This is a genomic window from Leifsonia sp. AK011 (assembly GCF_013410945.1).
In the GTDB taxonomy this organism is placed as follows: Bacteria; Actinomycetota; Actinomycetes; order Actinomycetales; family Microbacteriaceae; genus Rhodoglobus.
Genome location: NZ_JACCCH010000001.1, coordinates 1,247,548 through 1,272,129 on the forward strand (window position 1 = coordinate 1,247,548; position 24,582 = coordinate 1,272,129).

Annotated in this window: 17 protein-coding genes; 14 read left to right on the plus strand and 3 right to left on the minus strand. The window is 66.8% G+C overall.

Annotated elements, in window-relative coordinates:
• Positions 1–216: 216 nt before the first annotated feature.
• The 6 genes from HDC94_RS06135 to HDC94_RS06160 all read left to right on the plus strand — a co-directional run bounded on the left by HDC94_RS06135 (position 217) and on the right by HDC94_RS06160 (position 10,343).
• On the plus strand, positions 217–849 hold the full coding sequence (locus HDC94_RS06135; RefSeq protein WP_179495854.1) for a 50S ribosomal protein L25/general stress protein Ctc: 633 nt from the start codon (positions 217–219) through the stop codon (positions 847–849).
• A gap of 23 nt (positions 850–872) precedes the next feature.
• Positions 873–1,454 carry an aminoacyl-tRNA hydrolase gene (gene pth / locus HDC94_RS06140; protein ID WP_179495856.1) on the plus strand — a complete coding sequence of 194 codons (582 nt, stop codon included), beginning with the start codon at positions 873–875 and terminating at the stop codon, positions 1,452–1,454.
• Between the two features lie 222 nt (positions 1,455–1,676).
• Positions 1,677–5,252: a transcription-repair coupling factor gene (gene mfd / locus HDC94_RS06145; RefSeq protein ID WP_179495858.1), complete on the plus strand. Its 3,576-nt coding sequence runs from the start codon at positions 1,677–1,679 to the stop codon at positions 5,250–5,252.
• A gap of 46 nt (positions 5,253–5,298) precedes the next feature.
• A complete protein-coding gene (locus HDC94_RS06150; protein WP_179495860.1) occupies positions 5,299–7,749 on the plus strand; it encodes a phosphoketolase in 2,451 nt (816 codons plus the stop codon).
• Between the two features lie 29 nt (positions 7,750–7,778).
• Complete coding sequence (locus HDC94_RS06155; RefSeq protein WP_179495862.1) at positions 7,779–8,513, plus strand: hypothetical protein; 735 nt, start codon at positions 7,779–7,781, stop codon at positions 8,511–8,513.
• Positions 8,514–8,522: 9 nt separating this feature from the next.
• Positions 8,523–10,343 carry an ABC transporter ATP-binding protein gene (locus HDC94_RS06160; protein ID WP_218870480.1) on the plus strand — a complete coding sequence of 607 codons (1,821 nt, stop codon included), beginning with the start codon at positions 8,523–8,525 and terminating at the stop codon, positions 10,341–10,343.
• Positions 10,344–10,364: 21 nt separating this feature from the next.
• On the opposite strand, the gene HDC94_RS06165 is transcribed toward HDC94_RS06160, so the two are convergent.
• On the minus strand, positions 10,365–11,204 hold the full coding sequence (locus tag HDC94_RS06165; protein WP_179495864.1) for a CPBP family intramembrane glutamic endopeptidase: 840 nt from the start codon (positions 11,202–11,204) through the stop codon (positions 10,365–10,367).
• 291 nt (positions 11,205–11,495) lie between these two features.
• Positions 11,496–12,791, minus strand: a complete 1,296-nt coding sequence (locus HDC94_RS06170; protein WP_179495866.1) for an HNH endonuclease signature motif containing protein — start codon at positions 12,789–12,791, stop codon at positions 11,496–11,498.
• 143 nt (positions 12,792–12,934) lie between these two features.
• Between HDC94_RS06170 and HDC94_RS06175 the strand changes: the two genes are divergently transcribed.
• Together HDC94_RS06175 and HDC94_RS06180 are read left to right on the plus strand one after the other, a co-directional pair.
• The gene (locus tag HDC94_RS06175) at positions 12,935–14,353 is read left to right on the plus strand and encodes an MFS transporter (RefSeq protein ID WP_179495868.1); all 1,419 of its coding nucleotides are present in this window, start codon (positions 12,935–12,937) and stop codon (positions 14,351–14,353) included.
• Positions 14,354–14,437: 84 nt separating this feature from the next.
• Entirely contained in the window at positions 14,438–18,577 is a 4,140-nt protein-coding gene (locus tag HDC94_RS06180) for an OmpL47-type beta-barrel domain-containing protein (protein WP_179495870.1), read from the plus strand.
• Between the two features lie 55 nt (positions 18,578–18,632).
• Here the strand turns inward: HDC94_RS06180 and HDC94_RS06185 are convergent, their stop codons facing one another.
• The gene (locus HDC94_RS06185) at positions 18,633–19,232 is read right to left on the minus strand and encodes a thermonuclease family protein (RefSeq protein WP_308495640.1); all 600 of its coding nucleotides are present in this window, start codon (positions 19,230–19,232) and stop codon (positions 18,633–18,635) included.
• Positions 19,233–19,293: 61 nt separating this feature from the next.
• On the opposite strand from HDC94_RS06185, the gene HDC94_RS06190 reads away from it, so the two are divergent.
• From HDC94_RS06190 to HDC94_RS06215, 6 genes are all read left to right on the plus strand, one after another.
• The gene (locus tag HDC94_RS06190) at positions 19,294–19,944 is read left to right on the plus strand and encodes a MazG family protein (RefSeq protein WP_179495874.1); all 651 of its coding nucleotides are present in this window, start codon (positions 19,294–19,296) and stop codon (positions 19,942–19,944) included.
• A 227-nt stretch (positions 19,945–20,171) separates the two neighbouring features.
• Positions 20,172–20,768 carry a TetR/AcrR family transcriptional regulator gene (locus HDC94_RS06195; RefSeq protein WP_179495876.1) on the plus strand — a complete coding sequence of 199 codons (597 nt, stop codon included), beginning with the start codon at positions 20,172–20,174 and terminating at the stop codon, positions 20,766–20,768.
• A gap of 43 nt (positions 20,769–20,811) precedes the next feature.
• A complete protein-coding gene (hisS, locus tag HDC94_RS06200; protein WP_179495878.1) occupies positions 20,812–22,110 on the plus strand; it encodes a histidine--tRNA ligase in 1,299 nt (432 codons plus the stop codon).
• Between the two features lie 71 nt (positions 22,111–22,181).
• Complete coding sequence (eno, locus tag HDC94_RS06205; protein WP_179495880.1) at positions 22,182–23,462, plus strand: phosphopyruvate hydratase; 1,281 nt, start codon at positions 22,182–22,184, stop codon at positions 23,460–23,462.
• Between the two features lie 41 nt (positions 23,463–23,503).
• Positions 23,504–24,010, plus strand: a complete 507-nt coding sequence (locus HDC94_RS06210; protein WP_179495882.1) for a septum formation initiator family protein — start codon at positions 23,504–23,506, stop codon at positions 24,008–24,010.
• Complete coding sequence (locus tag HDC94_RS06215) at positions 24,007–24,510, plus strand: DUF501 domain-containing protein (protein ID WP_179498867.1); 504 nt, start codon at positions 24,007–24,009, stop codon at positions 24,508–24,510. Before HDC94_RS06210 ends, HDC94_RS06215 begins: the two co-directional genes overlap by 4 nt.
• Positions 24,511–24,582: the final 72 nt, after the last annotated feature.

Sequence of the window (24,582 nt, forward strand, 5' to 3'; positions counted from 1 at the left end):
CCACCGGTGTGGGAGCTGTGCCGCTCCGCGCTCCCGAAGCGGACGCCGGTGCGCGCCGGGGTGGCATCCGTGTAAACTCATGGACTGAACTTCGGCGAGGGAATCCCCGGTGATTCCGTAATCGACGCGGTGGGCGAGCCCAAGGCTTTTCCTCACGCTGGCATGCGTTCGAGTTGAAACAACAGACTGGGCAGACGCCCGCAAGGAGACACAGACATGGCTGAAGAAGTCAGCAACCACCTCATCACCGAGAGCCGCACCGAGTTCGGCAAGGGCGCGGCTCGCCGCATCCGTGCCACGGGCAAGATCCCCGCGGTCATCTACGGCCACGGCACCGAGCCCCAGCACGTGACCCTCCCGGGCCACGAGGTCGCGCTCATCCTGCGCAAGTCGAACCAGGTTCTGGAGCTCGACATCGCCGGTGCCATCCAGCTCGCGCTCGTGAAGGACGTGCAGAAGGACCCGGTGCGCCAGATCATCGAGCACATCGACCTCATCGTCGTCCGCAAGGGCGAGAAGGTCACCGTTGACGTGCCCGTGCACCTCGTCGGTGAGTCCTACCCCGGCACGCTCGCGATGCAGGATGCCAACACCCTCTCGCTCGAGGTTGAGGCAACCCACATCCCCGAGAGCGTTTCCGTCTCGATCGAGGGACTCGAGGAGGGCGCACACGTGCTCGCCAAGGACGTCGAGCTGCCCAAGGGCGCCTCGCTCCTCTCCGACCCCGAGCTGCTCGTTGTCGGCATCACCCTTCCGAAGGCTGCGTCGGCAGACGACGAGGCAGCGGATGCCGCTTCGGCCGAGGCCGGCGCCACTGCTGGCGTCGACGCCGACGAGGCCGCGGAGTAACACACTCCTCTCGGTACTCCCTCGTGGACGACATCTGGCTTGTGGCCGGGCTCGGTAACCCCGGGCCCGGCTACGCCGGAAATCGCCACAACGTCGGCCAGATGGTGCTGGCCGAGCTCGCCGACCGCGTGTCGGCGACCTTCAAGAACCACAAGGCGAATGCCGCTGTGGCGGAGGGTCGCACCACGCCCGGTGGGCCGCGCTTCGTGCTGGCGAAGCCGAACACCTACATGAACCTGTCCGGTGGCCCGATCTCCGCGCTGCTCAAGTTCTACAAGCTCGAACCCTCGCGTCTCATCGTTCTGCACGACGAGCTCGACATCCCCTTCGACACCGTTCGGCTGAAGTTCGGTGGCGGTCACGGTGGCCACAACGGAATCCGTGACACGATCGCCCACCTCGGCTCCGGCGACTTCACTCGTGTGCGCATCGGCATCGGCCGCCCCCCGGGCCGCCAGCCCGCGGCGGACTTCGTGCTCCGCGACTTCTCCGCCGACGAGCGCCAGACCCTCCCCAACCTCCTCGTCGATGCAGCGGATGCCGTCGAGCTCATCGCCACCGAGGGCCTCCCAGCTGCCCAGCTCAAGTTCCACACGGCCGGTTGAGTCGGACGTCGCTCAGCGACGCTTCGTGCGCTGAGGTGTGGCGCTAGCGCTGGTGTTCAAATGCGCGCGCCCCTTGACGATGCGCGCGCACATTTGCAGAAAGTTTGCCAAGCAGCGCGCTCATTGTGAGGTCGGAAGGCAATGCGCTACGACCGGTCCTCAGCGCGCGCTCAGCGACGTCCGGCCACGAATGGCGTCGGCGGGCCGAACTAGACTCGTGCGGTGACTCTCGAGGGAATTATTGCCGGGCTTTCGCGCGCCTCCACGCTCGAGCGCGCCCTCGCGAACCGTGACCGCAGCGCCGATTTCTCACTCGTCGACGGGATGCGGGCACCCCTGCTCGCGGCCCTGCTCGGGTCATCCGATACCCCTCGCGCCCTGCTCGCGATCACGGCGACCGGCCGCGAGTCCGAGGCCCTGCGCCGATCGCTCGCCAGCTACCTGCCGGATGCCACGATCGTCGAGTTCCCCGCCTGGGAGACACTCCCACACGAGCGACTGAGCCCCAGCGCCGAGACGGTCGGCAAGCGAATCCGTGCACTGCGGGAGCTGGCGGCGTGGGACAGGAACCGGGCCGGGCACTTCGTGCTCGTCGCATCCGTTCGCGCAGCCCTGCAGCCGCTCGCCGACAACCTGGCCACCGTCGAGCCCATCGCGCTCACGGCCCGCGGCCGCGGGTATGACCTCGTAGACCTGTCGGCGCGACTCGTCGGGCTCGCCTACTCGCGCGTCGACATGGTCACCCGCCGAGGTGAGTTCGCGGTGCGCGGCGGCATCCTCGACGTCTTTGCTCCCACCGACGAGCACCCTCTGCGTCTCGAGTTCTTCGGCGATGAGCTCGAGCAGATCCGCCCGTTCTCGGTTGCCGACCAGCGCTCGCTCACCGACGAGATCGAGACCGCAGAGCTCGCCCCGAGCCGCGAGCTACTGCTCAACGACGCCGTACGCCAGCGCGCCCGCGAGATGCAGCACGAGTTCCCGAGCCTGTCCACGATGCTCGCGAAGATCTCGGAGGGCATCCCGGTGGACGGCATGGAGTCCCTTGCGCCTGCGCTCGTCGACCGCCTCGTCCCGCTCACGCACTACCTGCCGACGGATGCCGCGATCGCCGTGCTCTCGCCCGAGAAGGTGTCCGGCCGCGCGGCGAGCCTCGTCGAGACGAACCGCGAGTTCCTCGAGGCCGCGTGGAACGCTGCGACCGCCGGTGCCGAGGCACCCATCGACCTGCACGCCGGCGAGTTCATCACACTGAACTCCCTGCGCGAGACGGCGGGGGAGCGCCGTTGGTGGACGCTCTCACCCTTCGACTCGGGTGCTGCCCATCTCGACGATACCCAGGCGGTCGCCGAGATCGACGACTACGTGCGCATCGCCGCGACCGCGGTGCCCAACTTCGCTGGCCAGCACGAGGGCGCCGTCGACCACGTCGAGTCGTTGCTCAGGGATGGCTGGAACGTCGCCGTGGTTGCCCAGGGTCACGGCCTCGTCGAGCGAGCGGCGTCTGTGCTCGCGGAGCGCGAGGTGTCCGCTCGCGAGGTCGAGGCCTACCCCGTGGATGCCGAGCCGGGTGTTGCCTACCTCACGATGGCATCCCTCGACCAGGGTTTCGAGCTCGCGGATGCCAAGCTCGCGGTCCTCAGCGAGTCCGAGTTCTTCGGCCGCACGGCGGGCTACGACTCACGCCAGGTCAAGAAGCTCGCGAGCCGCCGCCGTAACGTGGTGGACCCGCTGCAGCTCAAGGCCGGCGACTTCGTCGTGCACAACACCCACGGCATCGGCAAGTTCGTCGAGCTCGTCCAGCGCGAGGTCAGTACCGGCGGCCGCAACGCGATCAAGACGCAGCGCGAGTTCCTCGTGATCGAGTACGCGCCCAACAAACGCGGCTATCCGGGTGACAAGCTCTTCGTACCCACCGACCAGCTCGACCTGCTCACGCGCTACGTGGGTGGTGAGGCGCCGAGCCTCAGCAAGATGGGCGGCAGCGACTGGGCCGCAGCGAAGGGCAAGGCGCGCAAGGCGGTTCGCGACATCGCCGTCGAACTCGTCAAGCTCTACAGCGCCCGCATGGCGAGCAAGGGCCACGCCTTCCCCCAGGACACCCCGTGGCAGCGTGAGCTGGAGGAGGCCTTCCCTTTCGCGGAGACCCCCGACCAGCTGCAGACGATCGACGAGGTCAAGGCCGACATGGAGCGGCCGATCCCGATGGATCGCCTCCTGAGCGGCGACGTCGGCTACGGCAAGACCGAGGTCGCCGTTCGCGCCGCGTTCAAGGCCGTGCAGGACGGCAAGCAGGTGGCCATGATCGTGCCGACGACGTTGCTCGTACGCCAGCATCTCGAGACCTTCGCTGAGCGCTTCGCCGGATTCCCGGTGCATCTCCGTGCGCTCAGCCGCTTTCAGACCGATAAGGAGGCGAAGGAGACCATCGCAGGGCTCGCGGATGGCACGGTCGACGTCGTCATCGGAACCCACCGTCTCCTCAGCCAGGGCATCGTCTTCAAAGATCTGGGTCTCGTCATCATCGACGAGGAACAGCGTTTCGGTGTCGAGCACAAGGACGCCCTCAAGAAGCTCAAGACCAACGTCGATATCCTCGCGATGACGGCAACCCCGATTCCTCGCACGCTCGAGATGGCGGTGACGGGCATCCGTGAGATGTCGACGCTCGCGACGCCACCGGAGGACCGGCATCCGATCCTCTCGTTCGTCGGCCCGTATTCCGAGAAGCAGGTCGCGGCCGCCATCCGTCGTGAACTGCTGCGCGAGGGCCAGGTCTTCTTCGTGCACAACCGTGTGAGCTCGATCAACCGGGTCGCAGCCCAGCTCGCGGAGCTCGTGCCGGAGGCCCGCATCGCGGTCGCGCACGGCCAGATGTCGGAGACGGCCCTCGAGCAGGTCATGGTCGATTTCTGGGAGCGCAAGTTCGACGTGCTCGTCTCGACGACGATCATCGAGACGGGGCTCGACATCGCCAACGCGAACACCCTCATCATCGACCGAGCCGACAAGTACGGGCTGTCGCAATTGCACCAGCTGCGTGGTCGCGTCGGCCGTGGCCGCGAGCGGGCGTACGCCTACTTCCTCTACGACCCCGATAAGCCGCTCGGCGAGACGGCACACGAACGGCTCAACACGATCGCGGCCAACAACGAGTTGGGTGCCGGCATGCAGATCGCCCTCAAGGATCTCGAGATTCGCGGCGCGGGCAACCTCCTGGGCGGCGAGCAGTCGGGCCACATCGCGGGCGTCGGGTTCGACCTCTACCTGCGCATGATCGGCGAAGCCGTCTCCACCTTCCGCGGTGACGTCGCCGAGGGCCAGACCGAGCTGCGTCTCGAGCTGCCGGTGGATGCCTCGATCCCCGAGGAGTACATCGAGTCGGAGCGACTCCGCCTCGAGGCATACCAGAAGCTCTCCACCGCGTCGGCGCTCACGGCCTCCGACGACTCCATCGACCGCGTGCTCGAGGAGCTCGCCGATCGCTATGGTGAGCCTCCCGTGCAGGTCGTCAACCTCATCGCCGTCTCGCGCCTGCGTCGCATGGCGCAGAAAGCCGGCCTCGGCGAGGTCGTGGTCATGGGCGACAAGCTTCGCGTCGCCCCGGCGAACCTCGCCGACTCGATCCAGATCCGACTGCAGCGGATGTACCCGGGGGCCAAGTACCACGCCGCCGCGTCGGCGGCGATCATCCCGCTGCCCGAGAAGGTCGACGACACCGCTCTCATCGCGTGGGTGTCCGAACTTCTCGTGGCGATCTTCGCGGCGGAGGTCGCACAGGGTACGCCCTCCGGCTCGTAGGCCCAATGGCCTAGTGCCGCGGTGAAGTCAGTGCGAGCATGGCCCCATGACCGCACCGAGTGTCACCTGGCCCCTTCGTGAGATCACCGGGCCGAGCGAGGAGATCCTCGCCCAACTGGACACGTGGTGGCGCACCGCCAACTACCTGTCGGTGGGGCAGATCTACCTGCTCGCCAACCCGCTGCTGCGCGAGCCCCTCACACGCGATCACATCAAACCGCGGTTGCTCGGTCACTGGGGCACGACACCGGGCCTCAACCTGATCTACGCGCACCTCAACCGGGTGATCCGCGAGCGTTCGCTCAGCACGATCTACATCGCGGGCCCTGGCCACGGCGGGCCCGGAATGGTGGCCAACGCCTACCTGGATGGCACCTACACGGAGCTCTACAACACGATCGACCACACCGAGGAGGGGCTGCGGAGACTGTTCCGCCAGTTCTCGTTCCCGGGTGGCATCCCGAGCCATGCTGCGCCCGAGACGCCCGGTTCCATCCACGAGGGGGGTGAACTCGGCTACTCCCTGTCGCACGCCTACGGTGCCGCCTTCGACAACCCTGACTTGCTGGTGGCAGCCGTGGTGGGCGACGGTGAGGCCGAGACCGGCCCGCTGGCGACGAGCTGGCACTCCAACAAGTTCGTCGACCCGCTGCGCGATGGCGTTGTGCTGCCGATCCTGCACCTCAACGGCTACAAGATCGCCAACCCGACTGTGCTTGCGCGCATCCCCGAGGCCGAGCTTCTCGAACTCATGCGGGGCTACGGCCACACGCCATACCTCGTCTCCGGCGGCTTCGATGGCGAGGACCCGATCGAGGTCCACAAGCGTTTCGCCGAGACCCTGGATGCCGCGCTCAACCAGATCGCGCAGATCAAGGCCGAGGCATCCGACGGCACTCTCGACGGTCGACCGGCGTGGCCCATGATCATCCTCAGGTCCCCGAAGGGGTGGACTTGCCCCGCCTTCATCGATGGGCACCCCGCCGAGAACAACTGGCGCTCGCACCAGGTGCCGCTCGCGAATGCCCGCGACACGGAGGAGCACACGCGCCTGCTCGAGTCGTGGCTGCGGTCCTATGGCCCGGAGGAGCTGTTCGACGAGTCGGGCGCTGCTGTGGCCCTCGCGACCGCACTCGCGCCGGAGGGCGACCTGCGCATGAGCGCCAACCCGCACGCGAACGGCGGCCTACTGCGCAAAGACCTGCGGCTGCCAGACTTCCGCGAGTACGCGGTGGATGTCCCGAGCCCAGGCGGTTCCGTGAGCGAGGCCACGAGCGTCCTCGGCCAGTGGCTGCGGGATGTCATCACTCAGAATCCGGACAACTTCCGCATCTTCGGACCGGACGAGACAGCGTCCAACCGCCTGTCGGCCGTCTTCGAGGTCACCGACAAGCAGTGGGACGCCGAGCGGTGGCCGATCGACGACGACAACCACCTCGCGCGTGCGGGCCGCGTGATCGAGATGCTGAGCGAGCACCAGTGCCAGGGTTGGTTGGAGGGTTACCTGCTGACCGGTCGGCACGGGCTGCTCAACTCGTATGAGGCGTTCATCCACATCGTCGACTCGATGTTCAACCAGCACGCGAAGTGGCTGAAGACGAGCGCCCACATCCCGTGGCGTCGGCCGATCTCATCCCTCAACTACCTGCTGAGCTCGCACGTCTGGCGGCAGGACCACAACGGCCTCTCGCACCAGGACCCGGGCTTCATCGATCACGTCGTCAACAAGAAGGCCTCGGTCGTCCGCGTCTACCTGCCCTTCGACGCCAACACGCTGCTCTCCACCTACGACCACTGCCTGCGGTCGGTCGACTACGTCAACGTGGTTGTCGCGGGCAAGCAGCCCGCGCCCAACTGGCTCACGATGGAGCAGGCCATCGAGCACTGCACGCGCGGGCTCGGCATCTTCACCTGGGCGGGCACGGAGGTTGCGGGGGAGGAGCCGGATGTTGTGCTGGCGTCGGCGGGGGATGTCCCGACCCTCGAGATGCTCGCAGCCGTCTCGATCCTGCGCGAACGCGTGCCGGAGCTGCGGCTGCGCGTGGTGAACGTGGTGGACCTCATGCGTCTCCAGAGCGAGCACGAGCATCCGCACGGTCTCTCCGACCGCGAGTACGACGCGATCTTCACGACCGACAAGCCCGTCGTGTTCGCGTACCACGGGTACCCGTGGCTCATCCATCGCCTCACCTACAAGCGCCACGGCCACGACAACCTCCACGTCCGCGGGTACAAGGAGGAGGGCACCACGACCACACCGTTCGACATGGTGATGCTCAACGATCTGGACCGCTACAAGCTCGTCATCGACGTGCTCGATCGTGTGCCCGGCCTCGCCGAGCGCGAGGGTCAGCTGCGCCAGGAGATGCAGGATGCCAGGCACCGCGCCCGCGCGTACACCCGCGATCACGGCGAGGACATCCCCGAAGTCGCAGAGTGGTCGTGGGAGGGGGGAGTCGGTGCCCGCTTCGATGCGACGGGCGACGACAACGCCTAGCTGCGGGTGGGCATAGCTAGAATCTCGGAATGCCCCTCACCAACCCGCGACCCGGTCTGTTCCGGGCCCGGGCCGACAAGAGGTTGGCTTGGCACGTCATCTCGCCCAACGCCGAGAAATCCGTCGAAGAGCTTGAGCGCGAGTGGCACTCCCTCTATGACAAGACCAATCCGTCGAGGGCAAGACGGGTGGCTCGACACGTCCTGCCGTGGATTGCGGCCATCGCGACACTCTTCGGCATTGCCTCGCTCATAGTTCCGGCCGAAACACTGGGTTCCCCGTTTTCGGACATCCTGCCAATAGGGCTGGCCATCGCCTGCGTTGTTGGCGCGCTCTTCGCGGCGTTGATCGCATATTTGCCCTTCGCGACGCCGTATGTCGCACCGCACATCATGCACGACAGCCTTCTCGAGCTACGACCGGAGGTTGTCGGGTGGGCGAACGACGAAACCCCTGTCGCCGATATCTGGCGCGTCCAGCGGGCACTCTTCGAGCTTGAGCAGATTCAGGATGCCGCGTTCCACTGGAGAGTCGGTATCGACGAGGAGGCTATCGCCGAGCCGGAGTGGGCATCGGCGAGTATCGTCAAGCCGTTCCTGATCGAGCAACTGGTGGCCAGGGCCGATGCTCTCGTCGCCGTGGCGCAGGGTGTCGATTTCCCCGTCCCCCCTTCGTTGCTCTCGGACGTGGCAAAGGAAGCCAGCGAACAGCTCTCGACCGGTGGGTCGACTCCTCCCGGGAGTGTTGTCTCCGACACCGTGTAGAACGGTCTCATGGCAGCCCCGCGTCGCAATCGACGAATCCAGCAGTCCAACTTCGGGCCCAAACAGTACTTCGTCGCCGCGCGGGACATCGCCAAGCTGACGTGGGAGACCACTCCAGGCACGATCATCATCCAGATCGCCGGCGCCCTCATCACCGCCATCCTGCCGATCGTCACGACCTACTTCGCTGCCCTCACGACGACCGCTCTCGGCGACGCCTTCGCTGGCGACCCCGAGGCCGGTGGTCGCGCCATCACCTACGTGATCATCACGGGTGTGCTCGGCCTCGCCCTGACGGGATGGCGCAGCCTCGAGCAGTACGTGCAGCGCCTCATGCGCTACGCCCTTGAGGCGAAGGTGAGCGACATCATGTACGAGCGGTTCCTGTCCCTCGAGTTCTGGCGCTATGACGACAAGGACACGATCGACATGTACGACCGCGCGCAGCGGTTCTCGCTCTTCTACGCGCAGGCTTTCACGACCCTGTCCCGGATGCTCTCCCAGGTGATCACGCTCGTGGCGAGTGTCATCGCCCTCCTCCTGGTGGGCTGGTGGCTCGCCGTCATCCTCGTGGTGGCGATCATCCCGGGCGTCTACCTACAGTTCTCGCTGTCGCGCGCCCAGGTGCGGCACTGGAACTCCACCGTCGACGTGCGGCGCGCCAAGGGCACGATCGAGCGGCAGCTGTTCCAGCCCGAGCACATCGCCGAGCTGCGGCTCTACGGCATGGTCCGCTACCTGCTGAACCTGCGCCAGGACCTTCGGGATGCCGACGAACGCGAGCGCATCGTGTTCGAGAGGAAGTTCATCCTCAAGCGCCTCGCGGCCGACGCGCTCGAGCTCGCTGCGCAGGTCGGATCGCTGCTCTGGGTGACGTTCCAGATCATCGCCCACCTCCAGCCCATCGGACAGTTCCTCTACGTGCAGCAGATCGTGCAGCGGGCGCTCACCGCGATGAACAGTTTCGTCACGGAGGTCAGTTCGCTCGACGAGCAGCTCGCGAACCTCTTCGACTACCAGGAGTTCATGGCTCTCGACGTGCGCCAGGGTGGCGATCGTGAGCTCGGGGGGCCACCGAAGCAGATCCGGGTGGAGCACGTGTCGTTCCGGTATCCGTCGTCGGAGCACGACGTGTTGAAGGATGTCTCGCTCACCATCGATCGCGGACAGCGCGTGGCGATCGTCGGCGAGAACGGTGCAGGCAAGTCCACGCTCATCAAGCTTCTGAGCGGACTCTACGCTCCGACATCCGGCCAGGTCACACTCGATGGGACCCCGATCGGTGACTTCGCCCTCGACTCCTGGCACAAGCAGCTCGCGGTGCTGCAGCAGGACTTCCTCAGCTACAGTTTCGCCACCGCCCGTGACAACGTCTTCTACGGCAAGGTGTCGAAGCCGTTCAACCGCGAGGCCTTCGAGGAGGCGCTCGCCAAGGCCGAGGCGGGGGAGTTCATCGCCAAGCTGCCGAAGGGCGAGGACAGCTACGTGTCACCGTGGATGGCGCATCCCGATGGCACCAACGGTGTCGATCTCTCGGGCGGCCAATGGCAGCGCATGGCGCTCGCCCGCAACTTCTATCGCCAGGCGCCCGTGATCATCCTCGACGAGCCGACCTCGGCGATCGATGCGCTCGCCGAGTCGCGCATCTTCAATCACCTGTTCGCGAGCAACGACCAGACTCTCATCATCATCAGCCACCGGTTGACGACGATCGAGCGTGCCGACGTGATCTACATGCTGGTGGACGGTCGCGTCGCCGAGCGGGGCACGGCGAAGGAGCTCATCGAGAAGCGCGGCGCGTTCTACACGATGTTCGAGTCGCAGATCTAGGCAGCAGACTCGGCAACAGTTCTAGCCAGCCGGCGGGGCATCCGCTGCGGGCTTTTCCGCCACCGCAGCAGTGGATGCCGCGCGCATGGGTGTGCGCGAGATGATCCGCTGCTCGCGCCCATCGATCTTGTGCGCATCGAACAGCACGGCCGGGAGCAGCACGAGCGAGCGCAGGTCCACGAGGATGTGCACGATGATCGGCACGAGGATGGTTCCGGTCGCGACGTAGGCGAACATCATGGCGAGGCCGACGACGGATGTACCGACCACTCCCGTCACCCCCTGGTACGAGTGCAGCGCTCCAAACAGCAGCACCGAGACCACGAGCGCGAGGATCGCACTTCCCGATGCGCCGTAGAGCACCGCGGGCACGGCGAGCCGGAACATGAGCTCTTCCGAGATTCCCGCGTTGATCGACAGCGCCCAGCCGATCCGGAGTTCCTGCTTGTTGCGGGGGAGCATCGCCCCGATGTCGCCGATCATGATCGGCTCCTCGGGACTTCGTCGAGCGGCGACGAGCCCGGCCACCGTGAGGCCCGCGAAGACGAGCACGATCCCGATGACGAGCGCCCACCCCACCCACGGCAGGATTGGGATCCAGCTCTGCAACTGGTATCGAAGTGGAGTGACGAACTGCCAGGACAACGCGAGCAGCACCACGGAGAGCAACCCGATCGAGAGCACCGAGTTGCGGAGCCATTTGTGCAGCATCGCCTGCCGCCGCAGCGTCGTGCGGTAGCGCTTGAAGCGCTGGTACTCCCGGCGGTCCCGCCGGATCGCACGAAGCACCAGCAGCGCGAGTAGCGCCGCGAAGGCCACCCAGAGCACCGCCGGGGTGAACGGCCAGTCGACGGGAAGCATCCCACCATCGTCGCACTCACTCCCTGAACACCGCCGCAAATGCCGGTCCCTTTACCCCGCTCCGCACCCAGGTCCTCGCCCGAACCCCCGTCCCAGGCCGTCGTCCGAACCCCCGCCCGCACCAGACCCTCGCTCGAACTCCGGGCCCGCCCCGCCCCCGCGCGCCCACCGCCGCACTCCGCCCCCACCAGCGCCCGCCCCCCGGGCAACTACCCACGGACCTCCCCGAGCACCGGCACGGGAACCGGCCCTCGTCCGCACCCCGACTCAGGGCGCAGCGCCCGCGCAGCATCAGAGCCTCGGCAGAATCGGATTGTTGTGCTCCAGCACCGTCCGGTCGCCATCCCCTCTGTCGAGCCAGTAGACCGTGCCTTCTCGAACGATCCGCCAGTGCCGGTTGTGGACCACCCGATGGTGGTGTCGACAGAGGAGCACTCCATCGTCAACGGAGGTTTCCCCGTCATCCCGGAACCACTCCTTGGTGTGATGTGCCTCACACCACTCGGGCGGTCGCCCACAGCCGGGGAACAGGCACCCGCCGTCGCGGGCAGCGAGCGCCACCCGCATCCTCGGCGTGTGGTGGCGCTGGGTTCGTCCCACATTCAGCACCCGACCATCCGAGTCGAATTCGACGGGAACAATGCCCGCGTCACACGCAACCCGGGCTGCAGTCTCCACCGAGACGAGCTGAGTCTGTCCCTCGAGCTGGGCGAAGCCGACGCCCGCCCGCAGGTCCTTGCCGGCGACATGTACCCGCACGCCCACCCGACGCGCCCCGAACACCGCGCCGCGGTCGGCGCGTGTGGCGAGTGCGACGATGTCCACGAGGGCGTCTGCGAGCAGCTGCGGAATGGTGCGGCTGTCCTCCGTGTCTGATCCCGCCGGTGCCGCCGACGGATCGACGAATCGGGGCCCGCCCCGCCGAGGTGATGTCGCAGCGTCGATCGCTCCGCTCACCACCGCGGCAGATTCCGGGTCGAGCAGGCCACTGATGCGTGTCATCCCGTCGGGCTGGGGAGTGAGCGAGAGGAACCGTCGTTCTCTGAGCTCCTCCTCGCGCGCGGGGACGCCAGCAACATCGAGCTCGGAGCGCACGCGGCGGGCGCGCATGGCGAGTTCGTCGAGGGTCAACCCCGGCGCGGACTCCACAAGGACGGTCGCGGCCCGCGCCAGGTCCCCCTCGGCGACGGCACCCGGCGCACCGAGCCCCGCTCGAACGACGTCCGCACCTTCGAGGGACAGCCTCCCGTCTCCCACAGCCACGGCGACGGTCTTCAGCCACGGCGCCGGCTCTGACACGAGTGCGCCGATTCTGACGAGGGTGCCGGCATCCCGCTTGCTGAGCCCGGTCATGCGAGCAACAAGTGATTCAGGCGTGCGCTCGCCGCGGGACTGTGCGAGACCTGCGGCCCCGAGTTCCCGCCGAGACCGTTCGGCGATCTCCGCCGCAACCGCTGCTGCGCCCGCATCCACGAGTCGACGTGCAGCGGCGAAAGCGGCCTGCTCCGCGAGGAGATCGTCGTCGCCGAGGCGCGCTGCATCCTCACGAGAGAACGCGCGGAGCGCGGGGAGTTCGACAACGGGCATGTCTCCATGATAGGCGAATATTAGAACATGTGTTCGAGGTGAGGATAAGAAAATGCTGATCAGAGCTGTGGAGGAGAAGAGGTGCAAGCGCAGCCCTCACGTGCCGACGGAATATTGCGCACTCTGCAAGACTTGACCCCGCTATGACTTCCGCCGTTGGCCTCCGCTCCGAACGCGGCCCAGTCCTCCTCTCACTCATGGTCACGACGGGACTCGTGGCTATCGACGCCACGATCCTCGCCACGGCGGTGCCCACGATCGTGAGTGAGTTGGGTGGGCTCTCGCAGTTCCCCTGGCTGTTCTCGATCTACCTGCTCACGCAGGCCGTCACCGTGCCGATCTACGCCAAGCTCTCCGACATCTTCGGGCGCAAGCCGATCATCCTCATCGGCATCGGTCTCTTCCTGCTGGGATCGATCCTCTGCGGCCTCGCCTGGAGCATGCCCGCCCTCATTCTCTTCCGTGCCATCCAGGGCCTCGGGGCCGGTGCGGTCCAGCCGATGGCCATCACCATCGCTGGCGACATCTACACGGTTGCGGAGCGGGCGAAGGTGCAGGGGTACATCGCGAGTGTGTGGGCCGTGGCATCCGTTGCCGGTCCTGCGCTGGGCGGTCTGTTCGCCCAGCTCGACATCTGGCGCTGGGTGTTCTTCGTGAACGTGCCGCTCTGCCTCCTGGCGGGATGGATGCTCGTGCGCCACCTCCACGAGAACGTGGAGCGCCGCAACCACACCATCGACTACCCGGGTGCAATCCTGCTCACCGCGTCGCTGTCGCTGCTGATCCTCTCCGTGCTTGAGGGTGGCCAGGCCTGGGCATGGAATTCGTGGCAGTCGTTCGTCGGTTTCGGGGTCGGGGGAGTTCTGCTCGTCGCCTTCGTGCTCGTCGAGCGGCGTGCGGTCGAACCCATCGTGCCTCTGTGGGCGTTCACCCGGCGTCTGCTGCTCACCACGACGATCATCGGGCTCGGGGTGGGTGCCCTGATCACCGGAATCACCTCGTTCGTACCCATCTACCTGCAGGGCGCGCTGGGTGTCGCCCCGCTCATCGCCGCGATCGGCCTCGCCACGCTCACCCTCGGCTGGCCCCTCGCCGCCTCGTTCTCCGGTCGCCTCTACATGCCGCTCGGATTCAGGACCACTGCGAGGATCGGCGGTGCCATCACGGTGGTGGGTGCCGCGATCCTGGCCGGCTTCGCGTGGTATCCGTCGGTCGTGACGGTCGCGATCGCGGGGTTCATCATCGGGCTCGGCCTGGGGTTGGTCGCGACATCCTCGCTCATCTCAGCCCAGTCGAGCGTCGAATGGAACGAGCGAGGCGTCGTCACGGGCATGCAGATGTTCTCGCGATCCGTCGGGTCTGCGGTGGGTGTCGCCATCTTCGGTGCCATCGCGAACTCCTATTTCGGGGATGCCGAGAGCCCTCTGCCCGAGGACATCACCGCGGGCTCGGCCGCCGTGTTCCTCTGTGTTCTCGCTGTCACCGTGGTAATCCTTCTGGTGGCGTTCGCGATGCCGAGGACTCCAGCGGCGGTGGAGGTTGCCGCTACTCCGGGCGATTGAGTCGGTTTCGCGTTTGTTACCCCTATTCGGGGGGCAATAGGCTGCGCTGAGGAAGACTTCGATTCCACACCCGGGGGTACCACCGTGACGCACACCGTTCCTGTCCGCTCGATCTCGAAGCTCCGTCGCCGCGTTCTCGCTGCGGCGACTGCGTTGGTGATGGGGGTGGGGCTCGCGGGAGTCGGCACGGCTCCTGCCATGGCAGCAGGTACCGGCGTGATCGCGGGAACGGTGACCGGTGAAGGGGGCGCGCCCCTCAGCAATGTGCTGGTGCAGCTGTTCTACTGCGACCCCGACTACAACCCTGTCCAGCAGCGCGACTGCTGGACTCTCCTCTACGAGGCGGAGGACATCGCCTACACGGCCAGCGACGGGACATTCAGCATCCCCAACCGCGAACCGGGCCAGTACAAGGCTGTCATCAACCCTCAGAACAACAACTCGCAGTACATCCGCGAGTACTGGGACGCGAAGGACAGCGAAGCCAACGCCACGATCATCACGGTGGCTGACGGCGCGACCACGACGATCAACCCCACCCTCGAGATCGGCGCCGGCGTCTCCGGTGTCGTGACCGGTCCCGGCGGCGCTCCGGTGTCCGGCGGGTACGTGTACGCGTGGCTCACCTCTGACCCCAACGGCACCCGAGGTGGTGCGACGATCGCCTCCGACGGCACGTACTCCATCGGCGGACTCCCGGCCGGCGAGTACTACCTGCGTGCAGGCCCGCCTTCGAGCACTCCCGCGTCCGTGCTTCTCCCCGAATACTGGGAGAACAAAACGACCGCAGAGACGGCGACTCGATTCACCCTCGCGCTCGGCGAGAATGTCACCCGCGACTTCGAGCTCTCCACGGGCGGCACGATCGCGGGCAACGTCAAGGACGCGTCGAATGGCAACCTCGCGGGCATCGACGTCACTGTCCTGAAGCAGGAGGCGAGCGGGTACTGGTCGACTGCCCGCACGGGCGTCACGGATGCCTCGGGCAACTACCTCATCGAAGGGCTCCCGCTCGCCGACTACGTCGTGCGCTTCTCCGACTTCGGTGGCACCTACGGCCAGCGATACGCCGGCAACGTCGTCGACCGCACGGCCGCGACGAAGTACACGGTGGGGCCGGGCACCAATGTCACCGGCGTCAACACCCAACTCAGTGCTGGTGGCGGCATCACCGGTGTTGTCACACAGACGCCCACCGGGGGTTCGGCCGTGCCCAGCGATGAGGGTTACGTCTCGGTCATCAGGGTCGCTGGTGGTGTTCACGAGGTGATCGAATCCGTCCGCACCGATTCCTCTGGCGTCTATTCCCTCACGGGCCTCGCCGCTGGTACGTACACGATTCAGACCGCCGGAGAAGCCACGGGGAAGTGGGCCCTGACCTACCGTGGACCGGCCTACTACCCGGAGGAAGCGACCACCGTGACCGTCCCGGTAGGTGCTCCCACCGACGCTGGTACCACCAACATCGTTCCCGGCACGTGGATCTCCGGCAGGATCACCGACACGAACAACGCTCCCGTGCCGAGCGTTCGACTGACGATCCTCTACGAGCGCACGCCCGGCACGTGGGTCGCACCGCCGCCTCACGGAGGTTCGGGAGATGACATCGCCTACTCGGCCGGCCAGATGCCTCCCGGTAGGTACATCGTCGGCTTCGAGGACACCGCCACGACCGGCACGAAGTACGTCACGCAGTACTACAACAACAAGCCGACGCGCGAGACTGCGGAGATTCTGGATGCCACGAACGGTGGCGACTTCAAGAACATCAGCGCCCAGATGACCAGGGACCCGTGGCCCGTCGTGACCGCGTCGGCGACGGCATCCCCGGCATCCCCGAACGGAAGCAACGGCTGGTACAAGTTGGGCAATGTCACCGTGACGCTCACATCCGGTGGCGGCACCGAGGTGCCCGACACGCTCGAGTACAAGATCGGCGACGACGCGTGGACCGCCTACGTGTCCCCGATCGTCGTGGACACGGACGGCACGACCAACATCACCTACCGTGCGGTGGAACAGGGCCTTCAGACGTCGGCCGAGGGTACCTTCACCGTCAAACGCGATACTGTGCGGCCCACCACCAGCAGTTCGCTTGAGGGTCGCACGGTTACCGTCACCCCTTCTGACTCAGGGGGTAGCGGGGTGGACTCCACGGAGTACAGGCTCGGTTCTTCGGGCGCCTGGACTGCCTACACGGCCCCGGTGAATGTGGGCAAGTACGGGGTGACGTTCCAGTACAGGGCGAAGGATGTCGCCGGAAACGTTGGTTCCATCGGCTCGCGCGGCGTGCCCGCGCAGACCGGCACCGTCACCGTGGTCCCCTCGGCATCGCCCGCGGCGCCCAATGCCGCAGGCTGGTACAACGAGGACGTCACCGTGACGGGCTCGGGTACCGCAGAACTCGGTGGACCGGTGACGATCACGAGCAAGGTCGGAAGCGGTGCATACGGTCCCGAGGCCTCGCGCACCGTGTCCTCGGACGGGACCACCGTCGTCACGTTCAAGGGCACCGACGAGGTCGGGAACGTCTCGCCGGAGGTCACGAGCACGATCAAGCTCGACAAGACAGCGCCGACTGTCGAATCGGATCTCTCGGATTCGAACGTCCTCACGGTGACCGGCGCAGATGAGACGAGCGGTGTTGCACTGCTCGAATACAAGATCGGCAGTGGCACCTGGACCACGTACACGTCCCCAGTTGCCGTCGGCGGCGCGGCAGCCATGGTGGAGTTCCGGGCAACGGATGCCGCGGGCAACGTGAGCACCCTCGGTTCCCGTGACGTGCCCCAAGGCACTGTCACGGCCACGGTGACAGCGAGCCCAGCTTCCGCGAACGGCGACAACGGCTGGTACACGGTGGACGCGACCGTGACCGGCGCGGGGGTGGCATCCGCCTCGGGTGCGACCGTGACCGTGGCCAGCAAGGTGGGCGGGGATGCGTACGCCGACACTGCTGTGCGACAGGTGACGGAGGATGGCACAACCGTCGTGACAGTTCAGGCTCGCGACCAGTGGGGCAATGAGTCGTCCGAGGTGTCTCGCACGATCAAGCTCGACAAGACGAGTCCGACCGTCTCCCACACCTTCGCGGACGGCGAGGTCACCCTGGCAGGTTCGGACGATACCAGCGGCGTTGACAGGATCGAGTTCCGGTATCTCGGCGAGAGTGCGTGGGAAACGTATGTGAGCCCCATCGCCCCGCCCGAGAACGTCAGCAAGATCGAGTACCGAGCGATTGACAACGCAGGCCTCGTGTCGGCGGTGGGCTCTGTCACCGTGGGGATCCCCGAGCCCGAGCGGATCTCCGGCGCCAACCGTTATGACACGGCTGTGGCATCCTCCATGGCCGCCTACCCGGACCCGTTCCCCGCGAACAAGGGCGTCGTCTACGTCACCACGGGCACGCTCTTCCCCGACGCGCTGTCGGCCGGCCCCGCGGCCGCATACGAGGGCGGACCCCTGCTGCTCGTTCGCCCGACGGATGTTCCGACGTCCGTGATCGACGAGATCGAGCGGCTCAGCCCCGACAGGATCGTCGTCATCGGCGGCGAGCCGTCGGTCAGTGCTGCAGCGTTCAACCAGCTGACGGCGATCGATCCGACGATCGAGGTCACCCGCATCGCCGGTGCCAACCGCTACGACACCTCCCGCAAGGTCACCGCGGCCGCGTTCCCCGAGGCGACGGTCGCCTACATCGCGACCGGCGTGAACTTCCCCGACGCGCTCGCCGCTGGTGGTGCAGCCGGATCGAAGGATGCCCCGGTCATCCTGGTTCAGGGTGGTGCAACCGATCTCGACCAGGCCACGGCCGACCTCCTCGGCGACCTGGGAGTCACCGAGGTGAAGGTGCTCGGCGGACCGACGTCCGTCAGCGGTGGCATCGAGTCCGACCTCAAGGCACTGCTCGGCGCCTCGAAGGTGGAGCGATTCGCCGGCATCAACCGCTACGACACGGCTCGCCTCGTGAACAAGGAAGCCTTCCTCGACACGAACGCATCGCCGAGCTACGTGTTCCTCTCCACGGGCAGCAACTTCCCCGATGCGCTCGCGGGTTCCGCGTGGGCTGCCAAGGAGGACTCGCCGCTGTACACGGTGGAGACCAACTGCATCCCACCCGCAGTGCTCGCGGACATCTCCGAGCTGAAGCCCGACAACCTCGTGCTGCTCGGTGGAACGCCGACGTTGTCCGAAGCGGTCGCGAACCTCACACCCTGCGCCTAGCGGAGCGAGTGCGGGCGGCCGCCGAGCGGTCGCCCGCACTCCCGCCCGCGTCTGGCTAGCAGTTGCCCCAGATTCCGGCGCCTTCGGAGTACGCGGCATCCTCCGCTGCGCGCAGTTCGCCCTGCAGCAACCAGTTCGGGTCGTACTGCACGACCTCGGCCGCTCCGGAGCGCACCATGGCGATGTTCACGTTGGTGCCGTCCGGCAGGTAAACGAAGAGGAGCGACCGGCCGTACTGGTCGAGGGCTTCGACATCGGAGAGCACCCAGACATCCGTTCCCTCGGGCAGCAGGGATCGCAGCGCTGCGGTGGCCTCGTCCCCGTAGCACTCCAGGTTGTCGCCGACCTCCGGCGTATTGATGCCGAGCAACCTCACCTTGCGTCCGTCGGTCAGGAAGAGCGTGTCCCCGTCGTGCACGTACTCGACGGTGGCGGGCTGGGCGCCCTCGGGAACGACGGATGCCACGGCCGGAGCCTCCTCCGTCGCTGCACCAACCTCCGACGTGTCATCGGCTGGCGCGGGGTCGTCCTGCTGCGCGTTCAGCACACTCCCGAGCACGTCGTTGCCGTTCACCTGGTTCCACGCGAGAATCCCGATTCCCGCCACGGTCACCACGAGCAGCGTCACGAGCAGTCTGGCCAGTCGGTTCGTCACGGCTCCAGTGTGGCAGTCGTGTGCGAGCCGGTGCCGCACCAAGCAATGGAAGACTGGGCGCATGACCGACCAGCACCCGCAGCTCGAGAACCTCATCGCCGTCATGCACCGGCTGCGTGCGCCGGGTGGCTGCGCGTGGGACCGTGAGCAGACCCACGAGTCGCTCGTGCAGTACCTCATCGAGGAGACCTACGAGCTCGTCGACGCCATCGAGACCGGCGATCGCGATGAGATGGTCGAGGAGCTCGGCGACGTGCTCTACCAGGTGCTGTTCCACTCCGACATCGCCGAGGAGGAGGGCCGCTTCACGCTCGAGGACGTGGCCGAGCACATGGCCCAGAAGATGGTGGGGCGGCATCCGCACGTCTTCGGTGACGTGGTTGCCGACACCCCCGACGAGGTCATGGCCAACTGGGACACCCTGAAGAGCGTCGAGAAGCCCGGCCGCACGAGCGTGATCGACGGCATCCCGCAGGGGATGCCCGCCCTCGCGCTCGCCGACAAACTCCTCGGCCGCGCCCACAAGGTCGGGCTACTGGATGCCACGGCCCCGGGCGCCATCAACGTGCAGAGCGAGGACGAGCTCGGCCCCCTGCTGCTGGCGATCGTGGCATCAGCCAAGGCGAACGGCCTGGACTCCGAGCGGGCCCTGCGGGGCGCGCTTCGAGAACTGCAGGTGGAGATCCGCGAGCACGAGGCGACGACCCGCTGAAGGGATTCGGTGCCCTTCCCACCCGAAGGGAAGGGCACCAGGACTGGCGCTGCCTACTGGAGGCAACGCGGGCCCTCGGGCCGATGGGTTTACCCGAACCACCGGCCACGAGCTGGAGGAGAGGTTCAGCTTCGGCCTCTCCGGGCGCGCTCGGAATTCTCGACAAGCGGCATTCACCAGTCTAAGTTGGGCCACGGCATTATGCAAACAACCGTTATGTTTATGGCATGGCCCGCACTCCGGATCTCTCGCGCAAGCCGGAGCTCGTCGAGCAGATCCTCGAATACCTCCTGGACAAGCCGCTCTCGAGTGTCACCTTTCGCAGCCTCGCCACGGGGCTCGGAGTCAGCACCTTCACGCTCGTCTACCACTTCGGCACTCGCGCCGACCTGATCCGCGAGGTCATCCAGGCCATATCGGTGCGCTCCGGCATCGTCGAGGGTCTCAACCGTGACGCCGAGGCGACTCTCGAGACCTTCGTGGAGGGCCTCGAACTCTCGTGGGAGTGGTCCATCCAGCCGCGCAATCGCCAGCTGCAGCGACTGGAGTTCGAGGCGGGGATGCTCGAGTCGCTGCATCCCGGCGATCACGGATTCATGCGCGACCTCTACCGCCACTGGGTCGACATCGGCCGCGACGCCATGATCCGGTTCGGCATGACGCCCGAGGATGCCGAGGCCGAAGCCCGCGTCGTCGTGAACTCGTTCCACGGCCTCCAGTACGACCTCGTGCTCAACGACGACGTGATCGCCGCCACCCGCGCGTTCGAGCGGGCGCTCGAGCAGCACCGGTCGCGGATCGAGCACTTCGTGGGGCGGCGCTAGAGCGAGGCAGAGCCGCGCACTCCGATTCTGGAAGAATCGACCCATGGCCTCTCCGGTGAACCCTCCTCGCGGCATGCGCGACTTCCTGCCAGCGGACAAGGCTCGCCGCGAGCACGTGCTGTCCATCATTCGCAACAGCTACCGCTCGCACGGGTTCGATGAGATCGAGACCCCCGTCGTCGAGGACAGCGCTCGCCTGCACTCCGGCCTCGGGGGCGACAACGAGAAGCTCGCCTTCGCCGTCATGAAGCGCGCGCTCACCACGGACGATCTGCGCAACGCGCAGGATCCGCTCGCGCTCGCCGACCTCGGCCTGCGTTTCGATCTCACGGTGCCGCTGGCGCGCTTCTACGCGAGCCACCGCGGCGAGTTGCCGAATGTCTTCCGTGCCATCCAGATCGCCCCGGTCTGGCGTGCGGAGCGCCCGCAGAAGGGGCGCTACCGCCAGTTCGTGCAGTGCGACATCGACATCATCGGCGAGGCCGGACCCATCGCCGAGGTGGAGCTCATCACCGCGACGGCGGCAACGCTCCGGTCGCTCGGCATCACCGACTTCACGATCCGCATCAACGACCGCCGCATCCTCACGAGCGCGCTCGCACTCCTCGGGGTGGCGGCGGATGCCACGGACAGCGTGCTCATCACGCTCGACAAGCTCGACAAGATCGGTATCTCCGGCGTCGTCACTGAGCTGCACGACAACGGCCACGGTGAGGCTGTTCCCGCGATCGAGGCGCTGCTGCGGTCGCAGCTCATCGACAGCGACGGCGTGGAGAGCTCCTCGGTCGATGTGCCGCTCGATCGCTCGGCCATGCTGGGCGTAGTGCCCGAGGGTACGTCGCCCGAGGCGATCGACAGCCTCGTGACCATCGGCGCGGCCGTCGAGGCGACGGTGGGCGCGGGAGTCGTTGTCTTCGACCCGTGGCTCGTGCGCGGCATGGGGTACTACACGGGAACCATCTTCGAGGTCGTCCGACCCGAGCTCGGCTATTCGATCGCCGGGGGAGGCCGCTACGACGGCATGATCGGTCGATTCCTCGGCACGGATGTCCCGGCCGTCGGCTTCTCGTTGGGCTTCGAGCGCTTCGTGGACCTCGTCGACCTGCCGGAGTCGTCCGGGGCGGAGGCCGTCGCGCTCCTGCACGACGCGGATGCCCCCCTCGCACTCCTCGCCTCGCTCCAGGCGGCGCTCGTTGCACAGGGCCTGCGGGTGCGCCTCGAGCGCAAGCCGCGCAACGTTGCACCGCTGCTGGCGCAGCTCGCGGCATCCGGATTCTCCCGGGTCGCCACCGTGAAGGCCGACTCGACCCCGGAGACGCTCGCCTTCCGGGAGCTCGCCTGAGCCGCGATACCCGCGGAGCCCTAGACTCTTAGACGATTCCCACCACACATGTTTTTCCTAAGGAGCTTTCCGTGGCATTGATCGAGGCAGTTGGCGCTCGCGAGATTCTGGATTCCCGGGGCAACCCGACCGTCGAGGTCGAGGTCCTCCTCGACGACGGCGTGGTCTCCCGTGCGGCAGTCCCCTCCGGTGCATCCACCGGAGCCTTCGAGGCCTACGAGCTTCGCGACGGCGACAAGGGCCGCTACCTGGGCAAGGGCGTTCTGAAGGCGGTTGACTCCGTGCTCGACGTGCTCGGCCCCGCGATCGAGGGCTTCGACGCCGCCGACCAGCGCCTCATCGACAACGAGCTCATCGAGCTCGACGGCACCGACAACAAGAAGAAGCTCGGCGCGAACGCCATCCTTGGTGTCTCGCTCGCCGTGGCCAAGGCCGCAGCGGACTCCGCTGACCTCCCGCTCTTCCGCTACCTCGGCGGACCGAATGCACACGTGCTGCCCGTGCCGATGATGAACATCATCAACGGTGGCGCACACGCCGACACCGGCCTCGACATCCAGGAGTTCATGGTCCTGCCCGTCGGCGCCGACTCCTTCGCCGAAGCACTCCGCTGGGGTGCAGAGGTCTACCACGCTCTCAAGGGCGAGCTCAAGAAGGCCGGCCAGAACACCGGCCTCGGCGACGAGGGTGGCTTCGCCCCCGACCTGCCCGGCGCCCGTGCCGCCCTCGACTTCATCGTCAAGGCGATCGAGACCGCCGGCTTCGCGCCCGGCAAGGACTTCGCCCTCGGACTGGATGTCGCGGCGACCGAGTTCCACAAGGACGGCGTCTACTCCTTCGAGAAGGAGCAGCTCTCCGCCGACCAGATGGCTGACTTCTGGGTCGGTCTCGTGAACGAGTACCCGATCGCCACGATCGAGGACCCGCTCGACGAGGACGACTGGGACGGCTACGTCGGTCTCACGACGAAGCTCGGTGGTCTTGTGCAGCTCGTCGGTGACGACCTGTTCGTCACCAACCCCACGCGTCTGCAGAAGGGTCTCGAGCTCGGCGCGGCCAACTCGATCCTCGTCAAGGTCAACCAGATCGGTACCCTCACCGAGACGCTGGATGCCGTGAGCCTCGCGCAGCGCGGCGGTTACACCGCGGTCATCTCGCACCGTTCGGGCGAGACCGAGGACACGACGATCGCCGACCTCGCCGTCGCGACCAACTCAGGCCAGATCAAGACCGGAGCACCGGCTCGCTCCGACCGCGTCGCGAAGTACAACCAGCTGCTGCGCATCGAGGAGGAGCTCGGCGACGCCGCGGTGTACGCGGGCCGCTCGGCGTTCCCGCGCTTTAAAGCGTAGCGCTCAGCAAGTTCTGACTGGGCAACGCATACCCTTGGGGTATGGCGCCAACCACACGCACGAGGAGCGACGGAAGCGCACGAGCATCCGTCGCTCCTCCGCGTGAGGAGTCCGCGATCGAAGGCTGGTTGCGCAACCTGAGGCTCTCAGGTTTCACGGTCTTCATGCTTGCGCTCATCGTCGTGGCGGTCATCGTGCTGGCCCCGAGCCTGCGCATCCTGATCGAGCAGCGCGCACAGATCGCGCAACTCGAGAAGTCCGTGCAGGACGCGCAGAATGACGTCTCCACCCTGACGGACGAGGTGGCTCGCTGGGACGACCCGGCCTACATCGAGGCTCAGGCCCGTGAGCGGCTGTACTACGTGTTCCCCGGCGACGTGAGCTATCTCGTGATCGGAGAGACGGCCACCGACGAACCCGCGGTCGATGGCCTCCCGATCAGCGACCAGATCCAATCGACGCACGTCGACTGGATGAGCGGCCTCCTCTCCTCCCTGTACACGGCGGGTCTCACGACCGCGCCCCCTGACGAACTCACCGGCCCCTGATGCGACCTCCTTTCGATCCGCCGTCCGAGGCGGATATCGCCACCGTGTCCCGGCAGCTCGGCCGCCCTGCCCGCGACGTCGTCGGTATCGCTGCGCGTTGCGTGTGCGGGGCGCCGACGGTCGTCTCCACGAAGCCGCGCCTCACCGACGGCACGCCCTTCCCGACCTTCTACTACCTCACCCACCCGGCCGCGACGGCCGCCGTCTCCACCCTCGAGGCGGAGGGGCGGATGCCAGAACTCGCCGCCCTACTGGAGGGCGAGGTCGCCGCGGCATACCTCGCCGCACACCAGCAGTACCTCGCCGATCGGGGCTCCTACGGCGACGTCCCAGAGATTGACGGAATCTCAGCTGGCGGTATGCCTGATCGGGTAAAGTGCCTGCACGCCCTCGTGGGACACGCGCTCGCAGCGGGTCCCGGCGTCAATCCCATCGGGGATCGCGCTCTCGCCGAGGCGAGTTGGAGTCCGGAGGTATGTCAATGCGCGCTGGAGCTATAAGCGACGCATCGCGTCGCCGCGACGCCAGCGCCGAGCGGGCTATGCCCGCGAGGGTTTCGGCCAGAGGACGCC